Source organism: Alkalihalobacterium sp. TH-98, assembly GCF_057473385.1.
Window position 1 is genome coordinate 54997 of the sequence record NZ_JBYCKM010000013.1, and the last position, 16805, is coordinate 71801.

Here is a 16805-nt window from a genome sequence, read left to right on the forward strand (position 1 = left end):
TGCTTTGTTTGTGAAGTGTTTCACAATTCATATGATAAAGCACTTCTCCACTCTTGTCTATAAGTTTGCTCACCGTTTCACAAACTGTTCAAAATATAGTCCCTACTAGAGTTCTAATACTGGCATACTCTTTGGCCCGCTCCTTTGAGTAGTACCCTTTCTTCTTCACCTTCCTCCATGACTGTGAAAAAGAAAGGGCATTTTCCTGAACGAAGACCGTATCATCAATTTTTAGTTCAATAACAAGAGGTTCTTTTTATAAGCAATAGGAAGCTCTAGTATAAGTTTGGCACTCTACTTTTAAACACAGGAACATTTTGACGAACGTCTTGCACATCTTTTAATTGCAAATCTGCTGTGATCGTTTCTTCTTTGTCTTGTGACCCTTGAGCAACTGTATCTCCCCACGGGTTAATGACGAGTGAACGGCCACAAAATTCAACCCCGTCGTACGTACCCACTCGATTGGATGACACGACGTACATTTGATTTTCAATCGCTCTGGCTTGTTGTAAAGTCGTCCAATGACTCTGACGCGCTTCTGGCCATTCGGCAACGATAAATAACACTTCAGTTCCTGCTAAAGCTAGCGACCGTGCCAGTTCTGGGAAGCGTAGGTCATAACAAATGATAACCCCTACTTTAACGCCATCAAGATCAAAGGTTTGAACTTTTTTCTGACCTCCAGCTAAGTATAGATGCTCATTTAACATCGGAACGAGATGAATTTTATCGTACTGATGAACTTGTTCACCTTTTCGGTTATATACGAGCGCTCGATTGTAAATGTAATCGCCCTCTTTTGTGGCGATAGAGCCTCCAACGACATTTACTTCGTATTGTTTGGCGAGTTCACTTAATAGGGTGGCTGTTTGTTTCTGATCATCTTCTGCGACTTGATCTAATGTAGTTAATGTATAAGCTGTTGTCCACATTTCCGGCAGGACAACGACATCAGGCTTATCTTCTTGGCTTGCTGTTTGCTCGAACCACTGTTTAACTTTTTCGTGGTTCTCTTCAGGTGCACCTGGGATAATATCCATTTGGTAGATCGCAATTTTCATTCGTTAAGCCCTCCGATCCTATTTAAAAAGTTCTAGTTTTTTAATCCGTTCCACCGCTTCTTTTAATCGATCTTCTTCTTCTAAAAGGCCCACTCGAACGTAGCCTTCTCCACTTTCACCAAATCCTCGACCTGGTGCAACCGCAATATGCGCTTCGTACAGCAGGATGTCGGCAAATTCTTCAGAACTCATTCCTTCAGGACACGGTAACCAAGCAAAGAACGAACCACTTGGTGCCGTTACATTCCAACCAATCGATTGTAAGCCTTCAATAAGGACATTGCGACGTCCTTCATATTTTTGAGCTAACTCATCTACGCATGTTTGCGGACTAAGAAGGGCGGTAGCTGCTGCCTGCTGAATTGCTCCAAACAAGCTGACATACATATGATCTTGGTAAAGGTTAAGCATTTCAATTACTGAAGCATTCCCGACAGCAAAAGCGACACGCCACCCTGCCATATTATACGTCTTCGATAATGTATAAATTTCAATTCCTATGTCTTTTGCACCTTCAGATTGAAGAAAGCTTACCGGCTTTTGTCCATCAAAACCGATACCACCATACGCAAAGTCATGAACGACACAAAAATCATGCTGCTTTGCAAGAGTTACTGTTTCGTCATAGAACTCCTTCGAAGCAGTTGCACCGGTTGGATTGTTCGGATAGTTCAAGAACATAAGCTTCGCTTGTTTTAATGCCTCTTCTTGAATGGTATTGTAATTAGGGAGAAACGCATTTTCTTTCTTGAGAGGCATCATTTCCATTCTGCCTCTAGCAAGCGCAACCCCTGACCAATAATCTGGGTAACCAGGATCTGGAACAAGTGCTACATCTCCTGGATTTAACAAGCATTGACTAACTTCAACCAGTCCGCCCTTTCCTCCAAAAAGAATACAAACTTCTTTGTTTGGGTCGAGTTCTACACTATATTCGCGTTTATAAAATTCAGCGATTGCCTCTTTTAGAAACGGATATCCGCGAAAAGGTGGATATTTATGATATTGAGGAAGATCAGCTGCTTCTTTTAAACTTGCAACTATATGTTCAGGTGTCGGTTGGTCAGGGTTGCCTTGGCCAAGATTAATAATATCTGCTCCCTCTTTGATTAAGACGCTGACTTTAGCCACTAGACTTGCAAAATATTGTTTCGGTAATTCTGCCATCGTCTGATTCATTTGAAACTGTTTCATCTCTTCACCTACATTTCATTCCTTTATTAATCTAAACCCATCGTATGAAGCATAACCGCTTTTGTCAACGGGTCAAGTAGTATTAGTGTGGTTACTCAAATTCGCTGTGCCCCACCTTTACCAGTGCAGTGCATTAAAGGTACCTGCTACCTTCAGTAGTGCAGTGCGTTAAAGGTACCTGGCACCCTACAAAGTATATGTGATGGTTCTACTCATAATTTTATGTGATAAGAAAAGGCTGCATTCGTGGAATGCAGCCTAAGCGTGATTTTCATTTTCAGTCTGTTCTTCTTTAAGGCGTTCTGCTTCAAGACGTTGTGCTTTTCGATACGCAACTCTTGATATGACAATACTAATCTCATAGAGCAAGAATAACGGAACAGTTACCATTAAGTGTGAAATTAGTTCTGGTGGTGTAATTAAACCTGCAATTACGAGAAGGCCAAAGTACGCAAACTTTCTCACACTTCCTAGAAAAGCAGGTGTAACAATCCCTAATCGTGTTAAAAACATAATAACGACCGGCATTTGGAACAGTAGACCAAATGGAATCGTTAACTGAAAAAGAAAATTGAAGTACTCATTAATTCCGTACATCTCATTTATTCCTAATTGTCCTGCTAACGTACCTACAAACTGTATTACAAACGGAAATAAAATGAAATACGAAAAAGAAATACCAGTTAGAAACAACAAAAATGCAATTGGAATATAGGCTAAAGTTACCTTTCTTTCCGTTTCATGCAGACCAGGACTTATAAATGCCCAAAGCTGATATAAAATGACAGGGAAAATAATTAAAAATGCACTAAAAAATGCAAACGTCATATAAACCCGAAGCGGATCAATCGGCTTAAAGGCGTTCATTGGAATATCTTGAGCAGTCGGTGCACTTTGAAGAAAAGTAATGATCGGTTTTGCTAAAAAAAACCCACCAATCAAAGCGATAGCAAAAAAGACAAAGACGATGATTAATCGTCTACGCAACTCGCCTATATGATCATACACAGACATATCTCTCTGTTCCATTAAATACCCATCCTAACTAGTTTTGTTTCTCTTTTTTCTTATTGTTATCGTCGTCGTCATCAGCCAAACCTTTTGTGGCATTTTTGAACTCACGTAAAGTATTACCAGCTGCTTTTCCTAACTCCGGTAACTTTTTAGGACCGAATATTAATAACGCTACTAATGCAATTAGAACGATACTTCCTACTCCTAATGTTGGCATTAAATCCACCTCCTTATGTCTTCTTTTCTCTATCGTCTAGTTTAAATAAAAATCATTTATAGGCTTATCCTCTATTATAGCGGATAATGCTTTAAAAAATAAATAAGCGACTGTAACTCAACGGATAAATCGATATGGTGAACCCTAACATTCTCTGGTACTGTTAATCGTGCTGGAGTAAAGTTCAGAATACCATTAATTCCTACTGAAACGAGTCGATCAGCAATCTTTTGAGCCGATTGAGCAGGCACTGTTAAAATCGCCACTGTTACTTCTGGATCTAGATGTTCCTCTAGTTCAGTCAGATTATAAATTTTAACTCCGCCCATTTCTTGGCCAACCTTATCCTCATCAACATCAAATGCCATGACAATCTTTGTATTATTATTTTTTGCAAAATTATAATTCAAAAAAGCTGTACCAAGATTCCCGACTCCAATCAAAATCACTTTCGTCAACTCATCCTGATCTAATGTCTTTCGAAAAAAAGACAGTAAATAATTTACATTATATCCGTACCCTTTTTTCCCTAATGCGCCAAAATAAGAAAAATCACGGCGGATCGTCGCGGAGTCAACTTTAACAGCTTCACTCAACTCTGACGAAGAGACACGTTGCTTTCCTGAGGCATTAAGATTTTCTAAGTATCGATAATACAAGGGCAATCGTTTCGCTGTAGCTTGCGGAATTTTAGGTTGTTCAAATTTCATAGATCGCCTCCAAGGTTTTCACCAATCAGGATGTTACATGTCATATTGTACACTATTTTTGTCTTTCGTGTAATCGTTTTAAACGACTGTTCATTAAGTTGTTGAATAACTTCCGATAAGGTACACTTAGTTTATCATACTTGTTTCATAGCTTTATCTCTTAGTTACCCTATAAGTAGGAAGGATTATTTTTATGATTTTATTACAGTGTGTAAATTTAACCAAATCATTCGGTGTAGAACCGATCTTAACCAATATAAAATTTGAAATACAGTCTAAACAACGTATTGCGCTTGTTGGGCGAAATGGCGCTGGAAAATCAACGCTATTAAGAATTATCGCTGGACAAATGTCGTATGATTCAGGCGAAATTATGATACCAAAAGATGTTAAGCTCGGATATCTCGCTCAGGACACTGGTCTGGAGTCTAATCTTTCCATTTGGGATGAAATGTTATCGGTGTTTGCTGAGCTTCAAAGAAAAGAACGAACGTTAAGAAGACTCGAAGAACAAATGGCTAACCCTGATAACGAAAATTATGAGAAAATTCTCAAGGAATATGACCAGCTGCAAGTCAATTTTAAAGACGAAGGCGGCTACCAATATGAAGCCGATATTCGCTCAGTCCTAGCTGGATTAAATTTCGCTAATTTTGATTACAATACGAAGATCTCTACTCTAAGCGGGGGTCAAAAAACACGACTCGCGCTCGGAAAGTTATTATTAACGAAACCAGACCTGCTCATTCTCGATGAGCCGACCAACCATCTGGACATTGAAACATTAGCTTGGCTCGAGCAGTATTTATCCAATTATCCCGGTGCTGTCCTCATTGTCTCACATGACCGATACTTTCTAGATAAAGTCGTCGATCACGTGTATGAGCTCTCGAGAACAAAAGCTACTAAATTTAAAGGGAACTATTCAGACTACCTTGAGGAAAAAGCCCTGCGTTACGAGCAGGAATTAAAACAATTTGAAAAACAACAAGAAGAAATCGCAAAGTTAGAAGACTTCGTGCGCCGGAATATCGCTAGAGCTTCTACGACGAAGCGAGCACAAAGTCGCAGGAAATCACTTGAAAGAATGGATCGGTTAGACCGACCACAAGGCAGTGAAAAATCCGCCAACTTTTCTTTTGATATAGAAAAACAAACAGGAAACGAAGTATTGAAAGTACAAGCTCTTTCTGGCGGTTATGAGAACGTTCCATTATTTAAAGATATTACTTTCCAGCTAAATCGCGGTGAGAGTGCTGCGTTAATTGGACCAAACGGAATTGGAAAATCAACCTTGCTCAAAATGATTACAAAAGAATTGCAACCTCTTTCTGGATCGATTACCTATGGAAGCAACGTTGCTATTGGTTATTATGATCAAGAACAAGCAAAATTAACATCAAACAAGCAAGTCATTCATGAATTGTGGGATGAATATCCACTGATGCAAGAAAAAGATATACGTACGGTTCTAGGGAACTTCCTCTTTAGTGGGGATGATGTATTAAAAATCGTCTCTGATTTAAGCGGCGGCGAAAAAGCACGTCTTGCTTTAGCGAAGTTAATGTTAAAAAGAGCTAATTTTCTTATCCTGGATGAACCAACTAACCACCTTGATTTAGACAGCAAGGAAGTTTTAGAGTCTGCTTTAATTGATTATCCCGGGACAATTCTTTTTGTATCCCATGACAGGTATTTCTTAAACCGGATGGCGACACGAATTATTGAACTCTCACAACAAAATATTACGAATTACCTTGGCGATTATGACTATTACTTGCATAAAAAAGATGAAGCTCGTCAATTACATGAACTGGCTAATGAGGAGCAAGCCCAGAAAGAAGAACTAAAAAAAGATAAACAAAACTTCCACATGGATAAAGAAGCCAAACGAAAAGAACGTCAAAGACAACGTCGAATTGAAGAAATTGAAGCAACGGTTGAACAAATGGAAGCTGAAGTCGCCGAATGGGAACAAGCACTATGTGAACCATCGGTATATGAAGATCACGAAAAGTCTGCACAGCTTCAACAACAAATCGACTCTCGTAACGAGACCATCGAACAATTACTAACCGAGTGGGAAGAACTGCAAGAATAGTAGGCAACAGACAGTCTGCTAGCCTGATGACAAGCACTTTAAGGTCCATCTAACATGTTCTCAATTAGACATGCTTGGATGGACCTTTTAATAGATGTGAGACTATTGAGTCTAGCCGTTAACACCTGCTGCTAACGACCAAAAGCACAATCTCCTATAACGTGTTTAAACTTTAGTCGTCTGCCCATAAATTAGCGCCACAACTGTAACTATAATCCACAAACACTTCGTTTTTCACTAAAATAACTGCCCATGCGCAAAATCAGCACCTAAGCTCTAGTTCCTTTCTCTTCCAATAGCCAATAATAACTAGTGGCCACAATTAAAAACATCGAGGTAGCTGCGGCAACGACCCCTGAATCATTTAGTAACAGCAAGGCAACAGATGTAACGAGCATCGCTTGCAATATATCTTTTTCCCGTTCATTCTTGATCCAATTTTTTTGTCTCCATAGTATAATCCCCATTAAAATATAGGAGGTAACAAACAGTTGGGTCCAATTTGAGAACTTAAAGATCTTCCAATTCATTTGCAGCTTTCTTTTAATAACATCGAACATATATGAAAAATCACCGCTCAAAATTCGTTCAAAAGCATATCCAATATGAGTCGATTTACCACCCATTTGTAATAAAAACAAAAGAATTAATGCCAAAACTGGGATTGCAACTAGCAAAATAGGCAGCCATACCTTCCATCTATTCATTAAAGAGCTGTGCTTTACAGCGATAAATCCCCAAGCGATTGCAGCTGATAAAGTAGCTCCGGCATTAGTCCCGAGATGACTCGAACCTAACATATAAATTAAGAAACCAAAAAGGACCGTCGTTACAATTAAAAACGTTCGCTTGGAAGCCTTCCAAAATGGTATTAACATCAATAATCCAGAAATCATATACACACCTGCATATTCATTTCCTATGCCGTAATATCTCGCCCCAATGATCGGATCATACCCTAAATAGGACCGCTGCATTAAAGGAGACCCCATCCATAAATCAATCGTAATGACCATAAATTGAATGGTCCCTATCAGAACAAGGGGGTATTTAGTGAATTTTAAAAGAATCCAAGCTAATAAGATCGATAATATAGTCAACAACCAAAAGTAGTAACCGCTATGAACGTACAACAGAATCTTCGATAAAAATAAATACCAAATTGGTGAGCTAACCGCTGCTAATAGTATGATTTTCCCTGCATTTACCCAGCGAGGACTCGTCTTCTTCCTCCATAATAAAATTCCTACACTTATTAACATTAAAACTAACAAGGTAATATAGCTAGAAAGTATAACACTTCTAGTACTATATATTTTAAACACCCAATTTACATTATTCACAACATCTTCGTGATTATAATTTGCGTCTAAAATCTCGAACTGATTTAAAGGTGTGCCCGGTAAACTCGATGGGACTTGTAAGGCAAATGTAGATAAAATGGTCGGAACGACATCAACATTACTAATTATGTATCTTTGTTTTGTCGTTTGTGAGTAAAGCTCGAATGGATGCTGAAGAGATCCGTCCCAATAATAAAAAGGGCTAAGTTGCTTTTTTTCCTTGTACGCTCCGGAATGCATCATAGGCGCAACTACCATAACATGACGATTGCTGTTATCCACAAGAAGCCGAATAAACTGTTCAAAAGAAACCAATGTTTGTTCGTAACGTTTCTCAAAGTGGCTGGATATCATCATGTCCTTATGCGAAAATAAACGATGAAAATCCCCCCATTCTACCACTATGAATGATTGGTTACTTTCATCCTCAACTACGCGAATTTCCTCTAGTAAGAGATCTGAATTCATGCTTACTCCCGCTGGAGCAGCCGGATCTGCCTTTACTACTTTCGTTAAATCTCCTTGAACTTCGCCTTTTTTATCGATAACAAATAAAGATGCATTGCGGACTCTTTCTTCTTCTGATAAGTCACTGTTACCGAATACATAGCGTGTAATACCTTCTTGCTTTAAGGTTTCTCCCAAAAATCCTATCGGTGCGCGGAATGTTGTCGAATTATTTTTTTCAATTAATTTGTGAAGATACGGGTGAAGTAAACTATCCTGTGGATAAGCCCCGGTCCATTGTAAGAGAAGTTCCTCGACTGACCTACCATCAATGAATTCTCCTTTTTCAAACGCATTCCACTGATCGACACCTACTCCCCGAATCCCTGAACTTAATGATACTGTATTGCTTAAGTACGAATAACTCCCTTCAGGACGTACATTTAAAGCAGAAAACCCGGCTCTTCCCCAGACGTTTGTGTCACCATTTTCAAGGAGCCATTCCGCTTCTTCAAAAGAAAAATCTGGAGCAACGATAAGTATAAGTGACTTTTGTTGTTCATATCCTTTTACGTTAGCTGTTAATAACATCAAAAAAAACAAACTACTGATGATGATCCAACTCTTTTTCACACATGATCCCCTCAACTTATGAACAAATTTTCTGACATATCCACACTACTCACAGCGTTATACACAGGAAGATCATTGATTCTTCCGTTTTTTTAAAAGTTATCCCCACTACCCACATGTTTATCCACATTTTTTTATAAACAAAACATAGTGCTATAGAATAAGTTATTCACGTACTTATCCACTTCATACACAATGTTGTGGATAAGTTTTTTCCACATAAAAAAACACGATTCTTCGTTAGGAATGACGAATTTTGATGTTTCCTATCCTCAAATTCCTCTTAATTAAAGAATTTCAAACAAAAAATCCCTTCTTTCAGCATAGACTGATAAGAAAGGATTTAAACTTTTTATTCACAGGTATCTAGTTCAAGACCTGGGTTTGCATTAAGTGCCCAATCCGAAACCTTGCCTTGCTGTAATAAAATACTGGCAGCTGCCCCTATCATCGCAGCGTTATCTGTACATAATGAGAGTGGTGGAATAATTAATTCCACTTCTGAGTTGTCAAACTCTTGTTCTAACTTTGCACGAAGTCCGCGGTTGGCTGCAACTCCGCCCGCTAATAGAAGCTGCTTTACTTTATACTCTACTGTTGCTCTTTTGGTCTTTGTCACTAACACATCAATAACACTTTCTTGGAAACTGGCAGCTAGGTCTGCTGGTTCAATCGTTTCTCCTCGCTGTTTCGCATTATGAAGGGTATTGATGACCGCTGATTTCAATCCGCTAAAACTGAATTCATACGCTTCGGGATCAAGCCACGCTCTCGGTAAATCAATCGTTACTTTCCCCTCGTGTGCAAGTCTGTCAATATGAGGGCCTCCTGGATAAGGTAAATTTAACGTTCTTGCCACCTTATCATAGGCTTCTCCTACTGCATCATCTCTCGTTTCACCAATCACTTTAAACGAACCATGTTCCTTCATATAAATGAGCTCTGTATGACCACCAGATACGACTAAAGCCAATAATGGGAACTCCATTTCTTTAACTAATCGATTCGCATAAATGTGCCCAGCGATATGATGAACACCAATTAAAGGAAGATTATGCGCAAATGCTAAAGCTTTAGCAGCATTTACTCCCATTAATAGGGCACCAACCAACCCTGGACCTTCTGTGACTGCAATCGCATCTAACTGTGCAAATGTCAAACCTGCTTCTTCCATGGCAGCTTCAAATATATACGTCATTTTTTCGACATGATGACGAGAAGCAATTTCCGGGACGACGCCTCCAAACCGCTTGTGGCTTTCTATTTGCGAAGAAACGACGTTTGAGAGTACTTCTGTACCATTTTTAATAACCGCTGCTGACGTCTCATCACAGCTTGTCTCAATTGCTAATATCAATTCATCCTTCATCTTTTAACACCGCCCACATGACTAATGCATCCTCTAGATTGTCTGTATAATAATTTTTCCTAATCCCACCAGGCATAAACCCTAGTTTTTCATATAATCCTTTTGCCGCTTCATTAGAAACTCGGACTTCGAGCGTCATTTTTAATGCCCCATACATTTTTGCAAGTTCCATTACATATAAAAGCAACGTTTCCCCATAGTTGTTTCCTCTATATTGTGAGAGAATTGCAATATTTGTGATATGTGCTTCATCCATTACAAGCCATACACCACAATAACCAATGATAACTCCTTCTAGCTCCATAACGACATAATGAGCAAACTGATTACTCGTTAACTCATTATAAAACGCCGTCCGGCTCCACGGAATAGTAAACGCATCTTTCTCGACAATAAGGACCTGATCTAGGTCATCTACTGTCATGAAGCGAATGCTAGGCTCCGTCATCTGGTTTCCCCTTTATTTTGTGCTTCTAACCATTTCACTTCAGCTTCAGCTAGCTGCAAGTATTGGGGAACAAAATCATGGACATTGCTTTGTAGTTCTTTTTTCATTCCAAGCTGTGCTAATTCAGATGGTCGAGGATTTTGCATGGATAGATAAGGAAATATCGCGCGATCTCCAAGTGTATCTTTTATCTTCTCTTGGTGTAATGCTAAATCATTACTCAGAAATAAAACATTTTCTTCCGTTTCTTGGAATTGTTTCAGCCAGTCATCAAGCAGCACAAGTTGATCTTTTTCTTGGTTAGTGACTTCTTGTCCATTACTTTTATAAAGACCCGTATACACTTGTCCTCGTCTAGCATCAAAAAAAGGACAGATATAACCGTTAAAAAAGCGACCGTTTTGAGCAACTACTTCTAGGCTTGAAACACCAACAATCGGTATATTTAAAGTCCATGCCAACGTTTTGGCCGTTGTAACACCTATTCTGACACCCGTATAAGATCCAGGTCCCTGAGCAACCATTACTCTATCTAAATCGCCAGGCTCCATATCGACTTCTTTCATTAATTGTGAGATAGCAGGCATTAAGCGGACTGAATGATTTTTCTTCAAATTAGTAATCATTTCGCCAACGACTTTATCACCATCAATAATGGCGATACCCATGACTAAATTGGTTGTATCAATTGCGATTGCTTTCATTTATAATAACTCCTTACACAGCGAAATGAATCGTTCACCTTTGGGGCGTAATTCAAATGTTCGTTCATCATTTCCAGTATGGTATATGTAAATGTCGAGACGTTCTTCTGGTAACATTTCTTGGATCATGCTCGCCCATTCAATGACTGTTACCCCTTGACCTTCAAAATATTCATCAAAACCTAAATCTTCTTCACTATGCTCCAGCCGGTAAACATCCATATGATACAAAGGTATCTGACCTTTATATTCTTTAATAATCGTAAATGTAGGACTATTGATCACACGTTGGACGCCTAAACCTTTTCCAATTCCCTTAGTAAAACTTGTTTTTCCAGCGCCTAAATCCCCTTCTAACGTAAGGACGTCTCCAGGTGTTAAATGCTTAGCTAATCGTTCTCCGAATTCAAACGTTTCTTCTGGAGAATGACTGTTCCATGTATATTTCTCCATAATTTCACCTGTCTACTTAAAATGATTGTAGCCTTCCTTTTTTAATTCAACCAAATTTTCTTCGGTTTGTAAAAAGACTTTTGCTTCACCTGCAGTAACCTTCCCTATAACAGAAGCAGTAACCCCTTGTTTCTCTAATTGCTTATGTACCATTTCCCAGTTTTCTGCTGACATCGTTCCAATGAGTTGAAAGTCTTCGCCACCAAACAAAGCCCACTTTAGCCGTTGCTCGGGCTGAATGGAATCAATCACTGGAATGATTGGAACTTTATTTTCATCTATAGTTATCGTAACTCCACTAGCCTCAGCAATCTCATTAGCTTCACTCGCTAAACCATCACTTACATCATTTAATGAAAGTCTACAATTAGATCGTGCAAGAACACGACCAGCCTTCACTTGCGGTTGCGGTATTTGATGTGATTGAATGAGCTCCTTTTCTTCTTTTGAAAATGGACCATTCCGTGTTCTTTCAAACAATAAATGTAAACCTGCGGCACTTGCCCCTACATTTCCAGTCACGAAAACGAGATCACCTGGCTTCGCTTGACTTCTTAACAATCGTCGTCCTTTTTCAATTTTACCAATAACAGTGACCGATATCACGAGCTTATCATTGGTTGAAACGGTATCCCCGCCAATTAAGTCCATCTCGTATTGAGCAGCCAGCTTCGACATGCCCTCATAAACTTCAAATAACGCTTCGTCTTCCCAATCTTTTGGAATGGCAATAGAAACCAAATAAAATAGCGGTGTTCCTCCCATAGCTGCAATATCACTAATATTAACTGCCAAGGCCTTATGACCGAGATGAAATGGGGCCATCGTGTCCTTACGGAAGTGAATATCCTCCACCATAGTATCAACACAAATCACTTCATCATAAGCACCATCAATGCGAAATAAAGCCGCATCATCGCCAATCCCATAAATTAATTCTCGTTGTTTGAACTGCTTCGGTGTAATCTTTGTAATAAAAGAAAATTCATCCTGCATGATGCTTCACCCTTTTGTTAATCATAGAAAAAAATCCTTAGGAACTGACATCCTAAGGAGTTTCTGTTGATTTTAAAATTCATCGTTCTGTTATGTAAGTCATAAACAAATTAATTTTGGTTGCGGGGATAGGATTTGAACCTATGACCTTCGGGTTATGAGCCCGACGAGCTACCAGACTGCTCCACCCCGCGACGTTATGAAAGTTATCGGACGATGCTTTTTTAAAGAGGTCGTCGTTTCCTCTTTTTGCCGATGCTTCGTTTGTGTTGAGTTGCTTGACTCCGATGTAACGCTCTTCATCAACAGTTATTATAGTTTACCACATGTTATTTCTTTATGCAAGTTTTTTTATTTCACGTTAAGAAACTTAATTAAGTTCCCTAACCCTGTACAAATAGCATGTCCAACTTTTTTACTGTCTAAACATTAAATTATGAAATAAACGATAAAGAGGCTGGCTTGCAGCCTCTTCTAGATTATACTTTAGCCTTGGCGATAGCATTTTCAAATGTTTCGATGATGTCCAATTCATCTTCAATACCGATCGATATACGGACAAGCCCTTCTGTAATTCCAAGTTTCTCACGAGTTGCATTAGGAATCGTTCGATGTGAAGTTCTAATTGGATAAGAAACCGTTGTTTCTACACCCGCTAATGTTGGTGCAATTTTAATCCATTCTAACGATTTAAAGAAGTGCTCTACATTTACAGTTTGATCTAATTCTATCGAAACCATTGCCCCATTTCCCTTTGCTGAAAGATCGGCAGGGTAATACACTTTTAATACTCCTTCATTGGACTTTAATGCATTGGATACAGCAAGAGCATTCTTGGATTGTCGTTCCATGCGAATGCTTAAAGTTTTTAATCCGCGGCAGGCTAACCAAGCTTCAAAGGGGCTTAAATTACACCCTAAACTTACTACTTTGCCTCTAGCTTTTTCAATTATATCTTTTTTCCCTACTAATACCCCAGCTGTTACATCGCTATGACCACCGATGTATTTTGTTGCACTATGAACGACAAGATCTGCTCCAAACGTTGTTGGCTGTAAAAGATAAGGCGTTGCAAATGTATTATCGATCATTGTAATTAAACCAAACTCGTCGGCAATTTCTTTAACCATTTCTAGGTTCTCTACACGTAATAACGGATTCGTCACAGATTCTGTATAAATTAACTTCGTTGCAGGTAAAATCGCACTTTTGATCTCTTCCGCCGATTCAAACGATACAAAACTTACTTCAATTCCCAGGTTATGTAATTCAACGGCTAATAGTTGATAAGTGCCTCCATATAAATCTTCTGAAGCCACAATATGCTCTCCTGGTTTAACGACAGCTAAAATACCAGCCAATATCGCTGACATTCCTGAAGATGTAGCTACACCGTCCTCAGCTTCTTCGATAGCCGCAACACCTTTTCCTAAGTCCTCCGTATTTGGATTACCAAATCGAGAATAGAGAAACTCTTTTTCTCCTTGATAAAAACTTTCCATATCATCTAGATCCTTAAAAGTAAACGCTGATGTTTGATAAATCGGTTGAGCTTTACTCATATTTCTCGCTACATCTTTTGACTGAAAGTGTACAGTTCTCGTATTAAATCGTTGCCCCATCTTATGACTCCACCTTTATTCAATCTTTTCTTTTGTAAATTTTGTTAACTTCATCTTAACAGTTTTAACGATTTCTTAACACAAATTGATATTAGCAAAATAATGGCTTAACAAAGAGACGTTATAGTAATCAGTGTCAAACAAAATCCTAACAAAGCAAACATTATCAAAACATAATTTACGCTTTGTTAATAAAATCCAGGAGGTATTTATATCTATGAAACATTCTTTACGTTTTATCGGTCTTATCATTCTTAGTATTGTTTTTTTAGCTGCTTGTGGAGGGAAAGACACGGCTACACCACAAACTGAAACAGCTAGTACAAGTACAGAAACCAACTCTTCAGAAGCCCCTAATGAGCGTGCGGATTGGCCAGAGAAAGTTCGCTTCGCTGTTACAGGTATTGAAGGTTTAGAAGAGTTACAACGTCAGTTTGGACCATTCAAAGAATTACTGGAAGATTTAACTGATGTAGAGTTTGAATTCTTTGCTTTATCTGATCGTGTTATCTCTGCTACCGCAATGGAATATGGTCAAGTTGACATGATTTTAGCTGGCCCTTCTGAATATGCACAAACTAGCTGCTGCACCTGATGCAGAACCACTAGCAGCGTTAGAACGCGATCAATACCATACTGTAGTTATTGTACACGAAGATAGTGACATGAAGGAAGTTTTACTTCGTAGGTCCACCCACTTTTAATTGAATAGTGGAACCAGAAGGCTGCCTCCTGCATTTTATAATAATAGGAGGTTTTTCTCATGCGTGTATTTATTATTTTTACTGTTCTTCTTTTTTTGTCTGGTTTTCAAAAAACGAAACTACAGTCTAATTTTGAGGAATACGGTTTATATAAAAAACAATCTGACGATGAAAAAAAGGCTGATCTGTAAACCGAGAAGTTTACAAGTATGTAGATAGCCGAGCCTAAATGAAAACTAGACTAATGAAACTGTATAAAAATAACTATAAACCGAGTTTAGACAACTCAAATAATGAACCTGGATCGGCTTTTCTTCCAGGGGCGTATTCATCATGCCCAATTACGTGATTTCGATCTCTTACAATGGAAGGGTTTCTCTCGAAAATATCATTCAGTAAAGCATTATGTGATCCGTATTGTTCGTCGGTATAACCTATCATTGTTGGATCGATTACATTGTAGACCCGTACTGGTATTGCAGGAAACATTTCTTCTCTCGTACCGATAGCAAGGGGTTCAATACCTTTCGAAAATTCATTCAAGCGGTTTGTATAGTCAGGATAATCTTGAAGCTCTCCTGCCCCAGCATGATAAGCGACACGATCTTCTGATACGAGTTGAAACACGGTCCCATCTCTCCCAATCATATAGTGTGCCGACACACCATACTCCTCAAAAATAGACTAAACATCTTCAGGGTTATATGGGTCTTCTGGGTTTCTCGCAACATTGCTTATAAAATGAACCATGACATGAGTGATCGTCTCCATCCGAGGTTTCGAGTTTTCCAGTGGTAAAAGATAATCTACGGCATTAATATTATTTTTTCGTGTCTCCTCAGACTGAATCATTGAGTCCTTCTTCTCTACCTTTGAGTAATCTTCTATTACTTGTAATGTGTCTTGTCCAATCGTTTGGGAGTTTTCAGTTGTTGTGCACCCAATTAAGAACAAGCTTACAAAGAGTATATTTATTCCTATGTTTCTTACCATATTTACTACCTAACAAAATTGTATAATACCTAAGTATTATACTAAAACTCCCCTCGTTTTCTATGTTTGTTTAATAAAAATACAAGAGCACCTAATGATAGACTTGATCGTCAAAGTTTAGAAGGTGAAGGTACCCTGGTAAGCGGCTTTACCTCCCCAAACTGATTACTCGAAATTTTTACACAGACTAAAAAAGCACAACCCATTTGGATTGTGCTATCCCTAGCGATGGCCATCTAAACCTTTCTACGGGGATGGTGCGGGGTGTGATTCGAAAATTCACCTTCGATGCCCCCCATGTAGCTCTACGAAAAGAGTGAGATTCCTCTCACAGCGGGGATGATGAATTACTTCGTCCCTTTCACTCGCCGCTTTCTAATGTACATTTCCCTTATGTTTTTTAACTAAGTACTTTTGCTTCTGATGACGTTTCATGTATCGTCTATTGTTTCACGGACTGAGAAGCCCTTATTTTTGCTAAAATCATCGTTTTGACGACTTATGAGGACTGAGAGGCTCTTATTTACATAAAATCATGTGATATTTATGAAATTTTCATGCAATAAAGGCCTGTGAGTCCCCTAAATGGACCAAAAGGGCATTTATTCACAAATAAGAGCTTCTGAGTCCTCTTAATACATAAAGGAGTATCTACTCAGCCCTTTGAAAAGAAATTTTAAGAAACGATAAACAAAGTGAATCTAAAAAAGCACAACCCATTTGGATTGTGCTTTATGCCTAGCGACGTCCTACTCTCACAGGGGGAAGCCCCCAACTACCATCGGCGCTGAAG

Annotated in this window: 18 protein-coding genes and 1 tRNA gene; 4 read left to right on the top strand and 15 right to left on the bottom strand. The window is 38.8% G+C overall.

The features are described 5' to 3' along the window. Nucleotides 1-275: 275 nt before the first annotated feature. The 5 genes from AC2VNP_RS06165 to AC2VNP_RS06185 form a co-directional block, all read right to left on the bottom strand. Nucleotides 276-1064 carry a carbon-nitrogen family hydrolase gene (locus AC2VNP_RS06165; RefSeq protein ID WP_486916502.1) on the bottom strand — a complete coding sequence of 263 codons (789 nt, stop codon included), beginning with the start codon at nt 1062-1064 and terminating at the stop codon, nt 276-278. Between the two features lie 18 nt (nt 1065-1082). Next, nucleotides 1083-2258, bottom strand: coding sequence for an aminotransferase class I/II-fold pyridoxal phosphate-dependent enzyme (locus AC2VNP_RS06170; RefSeq protein ID WP_486916503.1), 1176 nt, complete (start codon nt 2256-2258; stop codon nt 1083-1085). 258 nt (nt 2259-2516) lie between these two features. Continuing rightward, the gene (gene tatC, locus AC2VNP_RS06175; RefSeq protein ID WP_486916504.1) at nt 2517-3287 is read right to left on the bottom strand and encodes a twin-arginine translocase subunit TatC; all 771 of its coding nucleotides are present in this window, start codon (nt 3285-3287) and stop codon (nt 2517-2519) included. 16 nt (nt 3288-3303) lie between these two features. Then, nucleotides 3304-3489: a twin-arginine translocase TatA/TatE family subunit gene (locus AC2VNP_RS06180; protein WP_486916505.1), complete on the bottom strand. Its 186-nt coding sequence runs from the start codon at nt 3487-3489 to the stop codon at nt 3304-3306. Between the two features lie 74 nt (nt 3490-3563). Further along, nucleotides 3564-4199, bottom strand: coding sequence for a redox-sensing transcriptional repressor Rex (locus tag AC2VNP_RS06185; RefSeq protein ID WP_486916506.1), 636 nt, complete (start codon nt 4197-4199; stop codon nt 3564-3566). Nucleotides 4200-4392: 193 nt separating this feature from the next. Between AC2VNP_RS06185 and AC2VNP_RS06190 the strand changes: the two genes are divergently transcribed. Next, nucleotides 4393-6300 carry an ABC-F family ATP-binding cassette domain-containing protein gene (locus AC2VNP_RS06190; protein WP_486916507.1) on the top strand — a complete coding sequence of 636 codons (1908 nt, stop codon included), beginning with the start codon at nt 4393-4395 and terminating at the stop codon, nt 6298-6300. 269 nt (nt 6301-6569) lie between these two features. Here the strand turns inward: AC2VNP_RS06190 and AC2VNP_RS06195 are convergent, their stop codons facing one another. From AC2VNP_RS06195 to AC2VNP_RS06230, 8 genes are all read right to left on the bottom strand, one after another. Beyond that, nucleotides 6570-8723 (bottom strand): hypothetical protein, encoded by a 2154-nt coding sequence (locus AC2VNP_RS06195; RefSeq protein ID WP_486916508.1) that lies wholly within the window; start codon nt 8721-8723, stop codon nt 6570-6572. Between the two features lie 352 nt (nt 8724-9075). Further along, the gene (gene tsaD / locus AC2VNP_RS06200; RefSeq protein WP_486916509.1) at nt 9076-10092 is read right to left on the bottom strand and encodes a tRNA (adenosine(37)-N6)-threonylcarbamoyltransferase complex transferase subunit TsaD; all 1017 of its coding nucleotides are present in this window, start codon (nt 10090-10092) and stop codon (nt 9076-9078) included. Beyond that, nucleotides 10082-10540, bottom strand: a complete 459-nt coding sequence (gene rimI / locus AC2VNP_RS06205) for a ribosomal protein S18-alanine N-acetyltransferase (RefSeq protein ID WP_486916510.1) — start codon at nt 10538-10540, stop codon at nt 10082-10084. The genes tsaD and rimI overlap by 11 nt, the downstream gene beginning before the upstream one ends. Next, entirely contained in the window at nt 10537-11244 is a 708-nt protein-coding gene (gene tsaB / locus AC2VNP_RS06210; protein WP_486916511.1) for a tRNA (adenosine(37)-N6)-threonylcarbamoyltransferase complex dimerization subunit type 1 TsaB, read from the bottom strand. Before tsaB ends, rimI begins: the two co-directional genes overlap by 4 nt. Next, nucleotides 11245-11697, bottom strand: a complete 453-nt coding sequence (gene tsaE, locus AC2VNP_RS06215; protein WP_486916512.1) for a tRNA (adenosine(37)-N6)-threonylcarbamoyltransferase complex ATPase subunit type 1 TsaE — start codon at nt 11695-11697, stop codon at nt 11245-11247. Between the two features lie 12 nt (nt 11698-11709). After that, nucleotides 11710-12693, bottom strand: a complete 984-nt coding sequence (gene thiL, locus AC2VNP_RS06220) for a thiamine-phosphate kinase (RefSeq protein WP_486916513.1) — start codon at nt 12691-12693, stop codon at nt 11710-11712. 117 nt (nt 12694-12810) lie between these two features. After that, nucleotides 12811-12887, bottom strand: a tRNA-Met gene (locus AC2VNP_RS06225). 285 nt (nt 12888-13172) lie between these two features. Further along, nucleotides 13173-14315, bottom strand: a complete 1143-nt coding sequence (locus AC2VNP_RS06230; RefSeq protein ID WP_486916514.1) for a trans-sulfuration enzyme family protein — start codon at nt 14313-14315, stop codon at nt 13173-13175. Nucleotides 14316-14532: 217 nt separating this feature from the next. Between AC2VNP_RS06230 and AC2VNP_RS06235 the strand changes: the two genes are divergently transcribed. From AC2VNP_RS06235 to AC2VNP_RS06245, 3 genes are read left to right on the top strand one after another with little or no spacing between them, the layout of a single operon-like run. Further along, nucleotides 14533-14910 (top strand): PhnD/SsuA/transferrin family substrate-binding protein, encoded by a 378-nt coding sequence (locus AC2VNP_RS06235; RefSeq protein WP_486916515.1) that lies wholly within the window; start codon nt 14533-14535, stop codon nt 14908-14910. Beyond that, nucleotides 14885-15019, top strand: a complete 135-nt coding sequence (locus AC2VNP_RS06240) for a hypothetical protein (RefSeq protein WP_486916516.1) — start codon at nt 14885-14887, stop codon at nt 15017-15019. The genes AC2VNP_RS06235 and AC2VNP_RS06240 overlap by 26 nt, the downstream gene beginning before the upstream one ends. A gap of 59 nt (nt 15020-15078) precedes the next feature. After that, the gene (locus AC2VNP_RS06245) at nt 15079-15210 is read left to right on the top strand and encodes a hypothetical protein (RefSeq protein ID WP_486916517.1); all 132 of its coding nucleotides are present in this window, start codon (nt 15079-15081) and stop codon (nt 15208-15210) included. Nucleotides 15211-15283: 73 nt separating this feature from the next. Here AC2VNP_RS06245 and AC2VNP_RS06250 read toward each other — a convergent pair whose 3' ends face one another. Continuing rightward, on the bottom strand, nt 15284-15682 hold the full coding sequence (locus tag AC2VNP_RS06250; protein ID WP_486916518.1) for an N-acetylmuramoyl-L-alanine amidase: 399 nt from the start codon (nt 15680-15682) through the stop codon (nt 15284-15286). A gap of 21 nt (nt 15683-15703) precedes the next feature. After that, nucleotides 15704-16012, bottom strand: a complete 309-nt coding sequence (locus AC2VNP_RS06255) for a hypothetical protein (RefSeq protein ID WP_486916519.1) — start codon at nt 16010-16012, stop codon at nt 15704-15706. Nucleotides 16013-16805: the final 793 nt, after the last annotated feature.

What these genes read in the sequence shown, in the direction of transcription:
- tsaD (WP_486916509.1), bottom strand. Translation starts at nt 10,092, where the DNA reads ATGAAGGATGAATTGATATTAGCAATTGAGACAAGCTGTGATGAGACG.
- AC2VNP_RS06170 (WP_486916503.1), bottom strand. Translation starts at nt 2,258, where the DNA reads ATGAAACAGTTTCAAATGAATCAGACGATGGCAGAATTACCGAAACAA.
- thiL (WP_486916513.1), bottom strand. Translation starts at nt 12,693, where the DNA reads ATGCAGGATGAATTTTCTTTTATTACAAAGATTACACCGAAGCAGTTC.
- AC2VNP_RS06165 (WP_486916502.1), bottom strand. Translation starts at nt 1,064, where the DNA reads ATGAAAATTGCGATCTACCAAATGGATATTATCCCAGGTGCACCTGAA.
- tsaB (WP_486916511.1), bottom strand. Translation starts at nt 11,244, where the DNA reads ATGAAAGCAATCGCAATTGATACAACCAATTTAGTCATGGGTATCGCC.
- AC2VNP_RS06255 (WP_486916519.1), bottom strand. Translation starts at nt 16,012, where the DNA reads ATGGTAAGAAACATAGGAATAAATATACTCTTTGTAAGCTTGTTCTTA.
- AC2VNP_RS06245 (WP_486916517.1), top strand. Translation starts at nt 15,079, where the DNA reads ATGCGTGTATTTATTATTTTTACTGTTCTTCTTTTTTTGTCTGGTTTT.
- AC2VNP_RS06240 (WP_486916516.1), top strand. Translation starts at nt 14,885, where the DNA reads ATGCACAAACTAGCTGCTGCACCTGATGCAGAACCACTAGCAGCGTTA.
- AC2VNP_RS06235 (WP_486916515.1), top strand. Translation starts at nt 14,533, where the DNA reads ATGAAACATTCTTTACGTTTTATCGGTCTTATCATTCTTAGTATTGTT.
- tatC (WP_486916504.1), bottom strand. Translation starts at nt 3,287, where the DNA reads ATGGAACAGAGAGATATGTCTGTGTATGATCATATAGGCGAGTTGCGT.
- AC2VNP_RS06185 (WP_486916506.1), bottom strand. Translation starts at nt 4,199, where the DNA reads ATGAAATTTGAACAACCTAAAATTCCGCAAGCTACAGCGAAACGATTG.
- rimI (WP_486916510.1), bottom strand. Translation starts at nt 10,540, where the DNA reads ATGACGGAGCCTAGCATTCGCTTCATGACAGTAGATGACCTAGATCAG.
- tsaE (WP_486916512.1), bottom strand. Translation starts at nt 11,697, where the DNA reads ATGGAGAAATATACATGGAACAGTCATTCTCCAGAAGAAACGTTTGAA.
- AC2VNP_RS06230 (WP_486916514.1), bottom strand. Translation starts at nt 14,315, where the DNA reads ATGGGGCAACGATTTAATACGAGAACTGTACACTTTCAGTCAAAAGAT.
- AC2VNP_RS06190 (WP_486916507.1), top strand. Translation starts at nt 4,393, where the DNA reads ATGATTTTATTACAGTGTGTAAATTTAACCAAATCATTCGGTGTAGAA.
- AC2VNP_RS06180 (WP_486916505.1), bottom strand. Translation starts at nt 3,489, where the DNA reads ATGCCAACATTAGGAGTAGGAAGTATCGTTCTAATTGCATTAGTAGCG.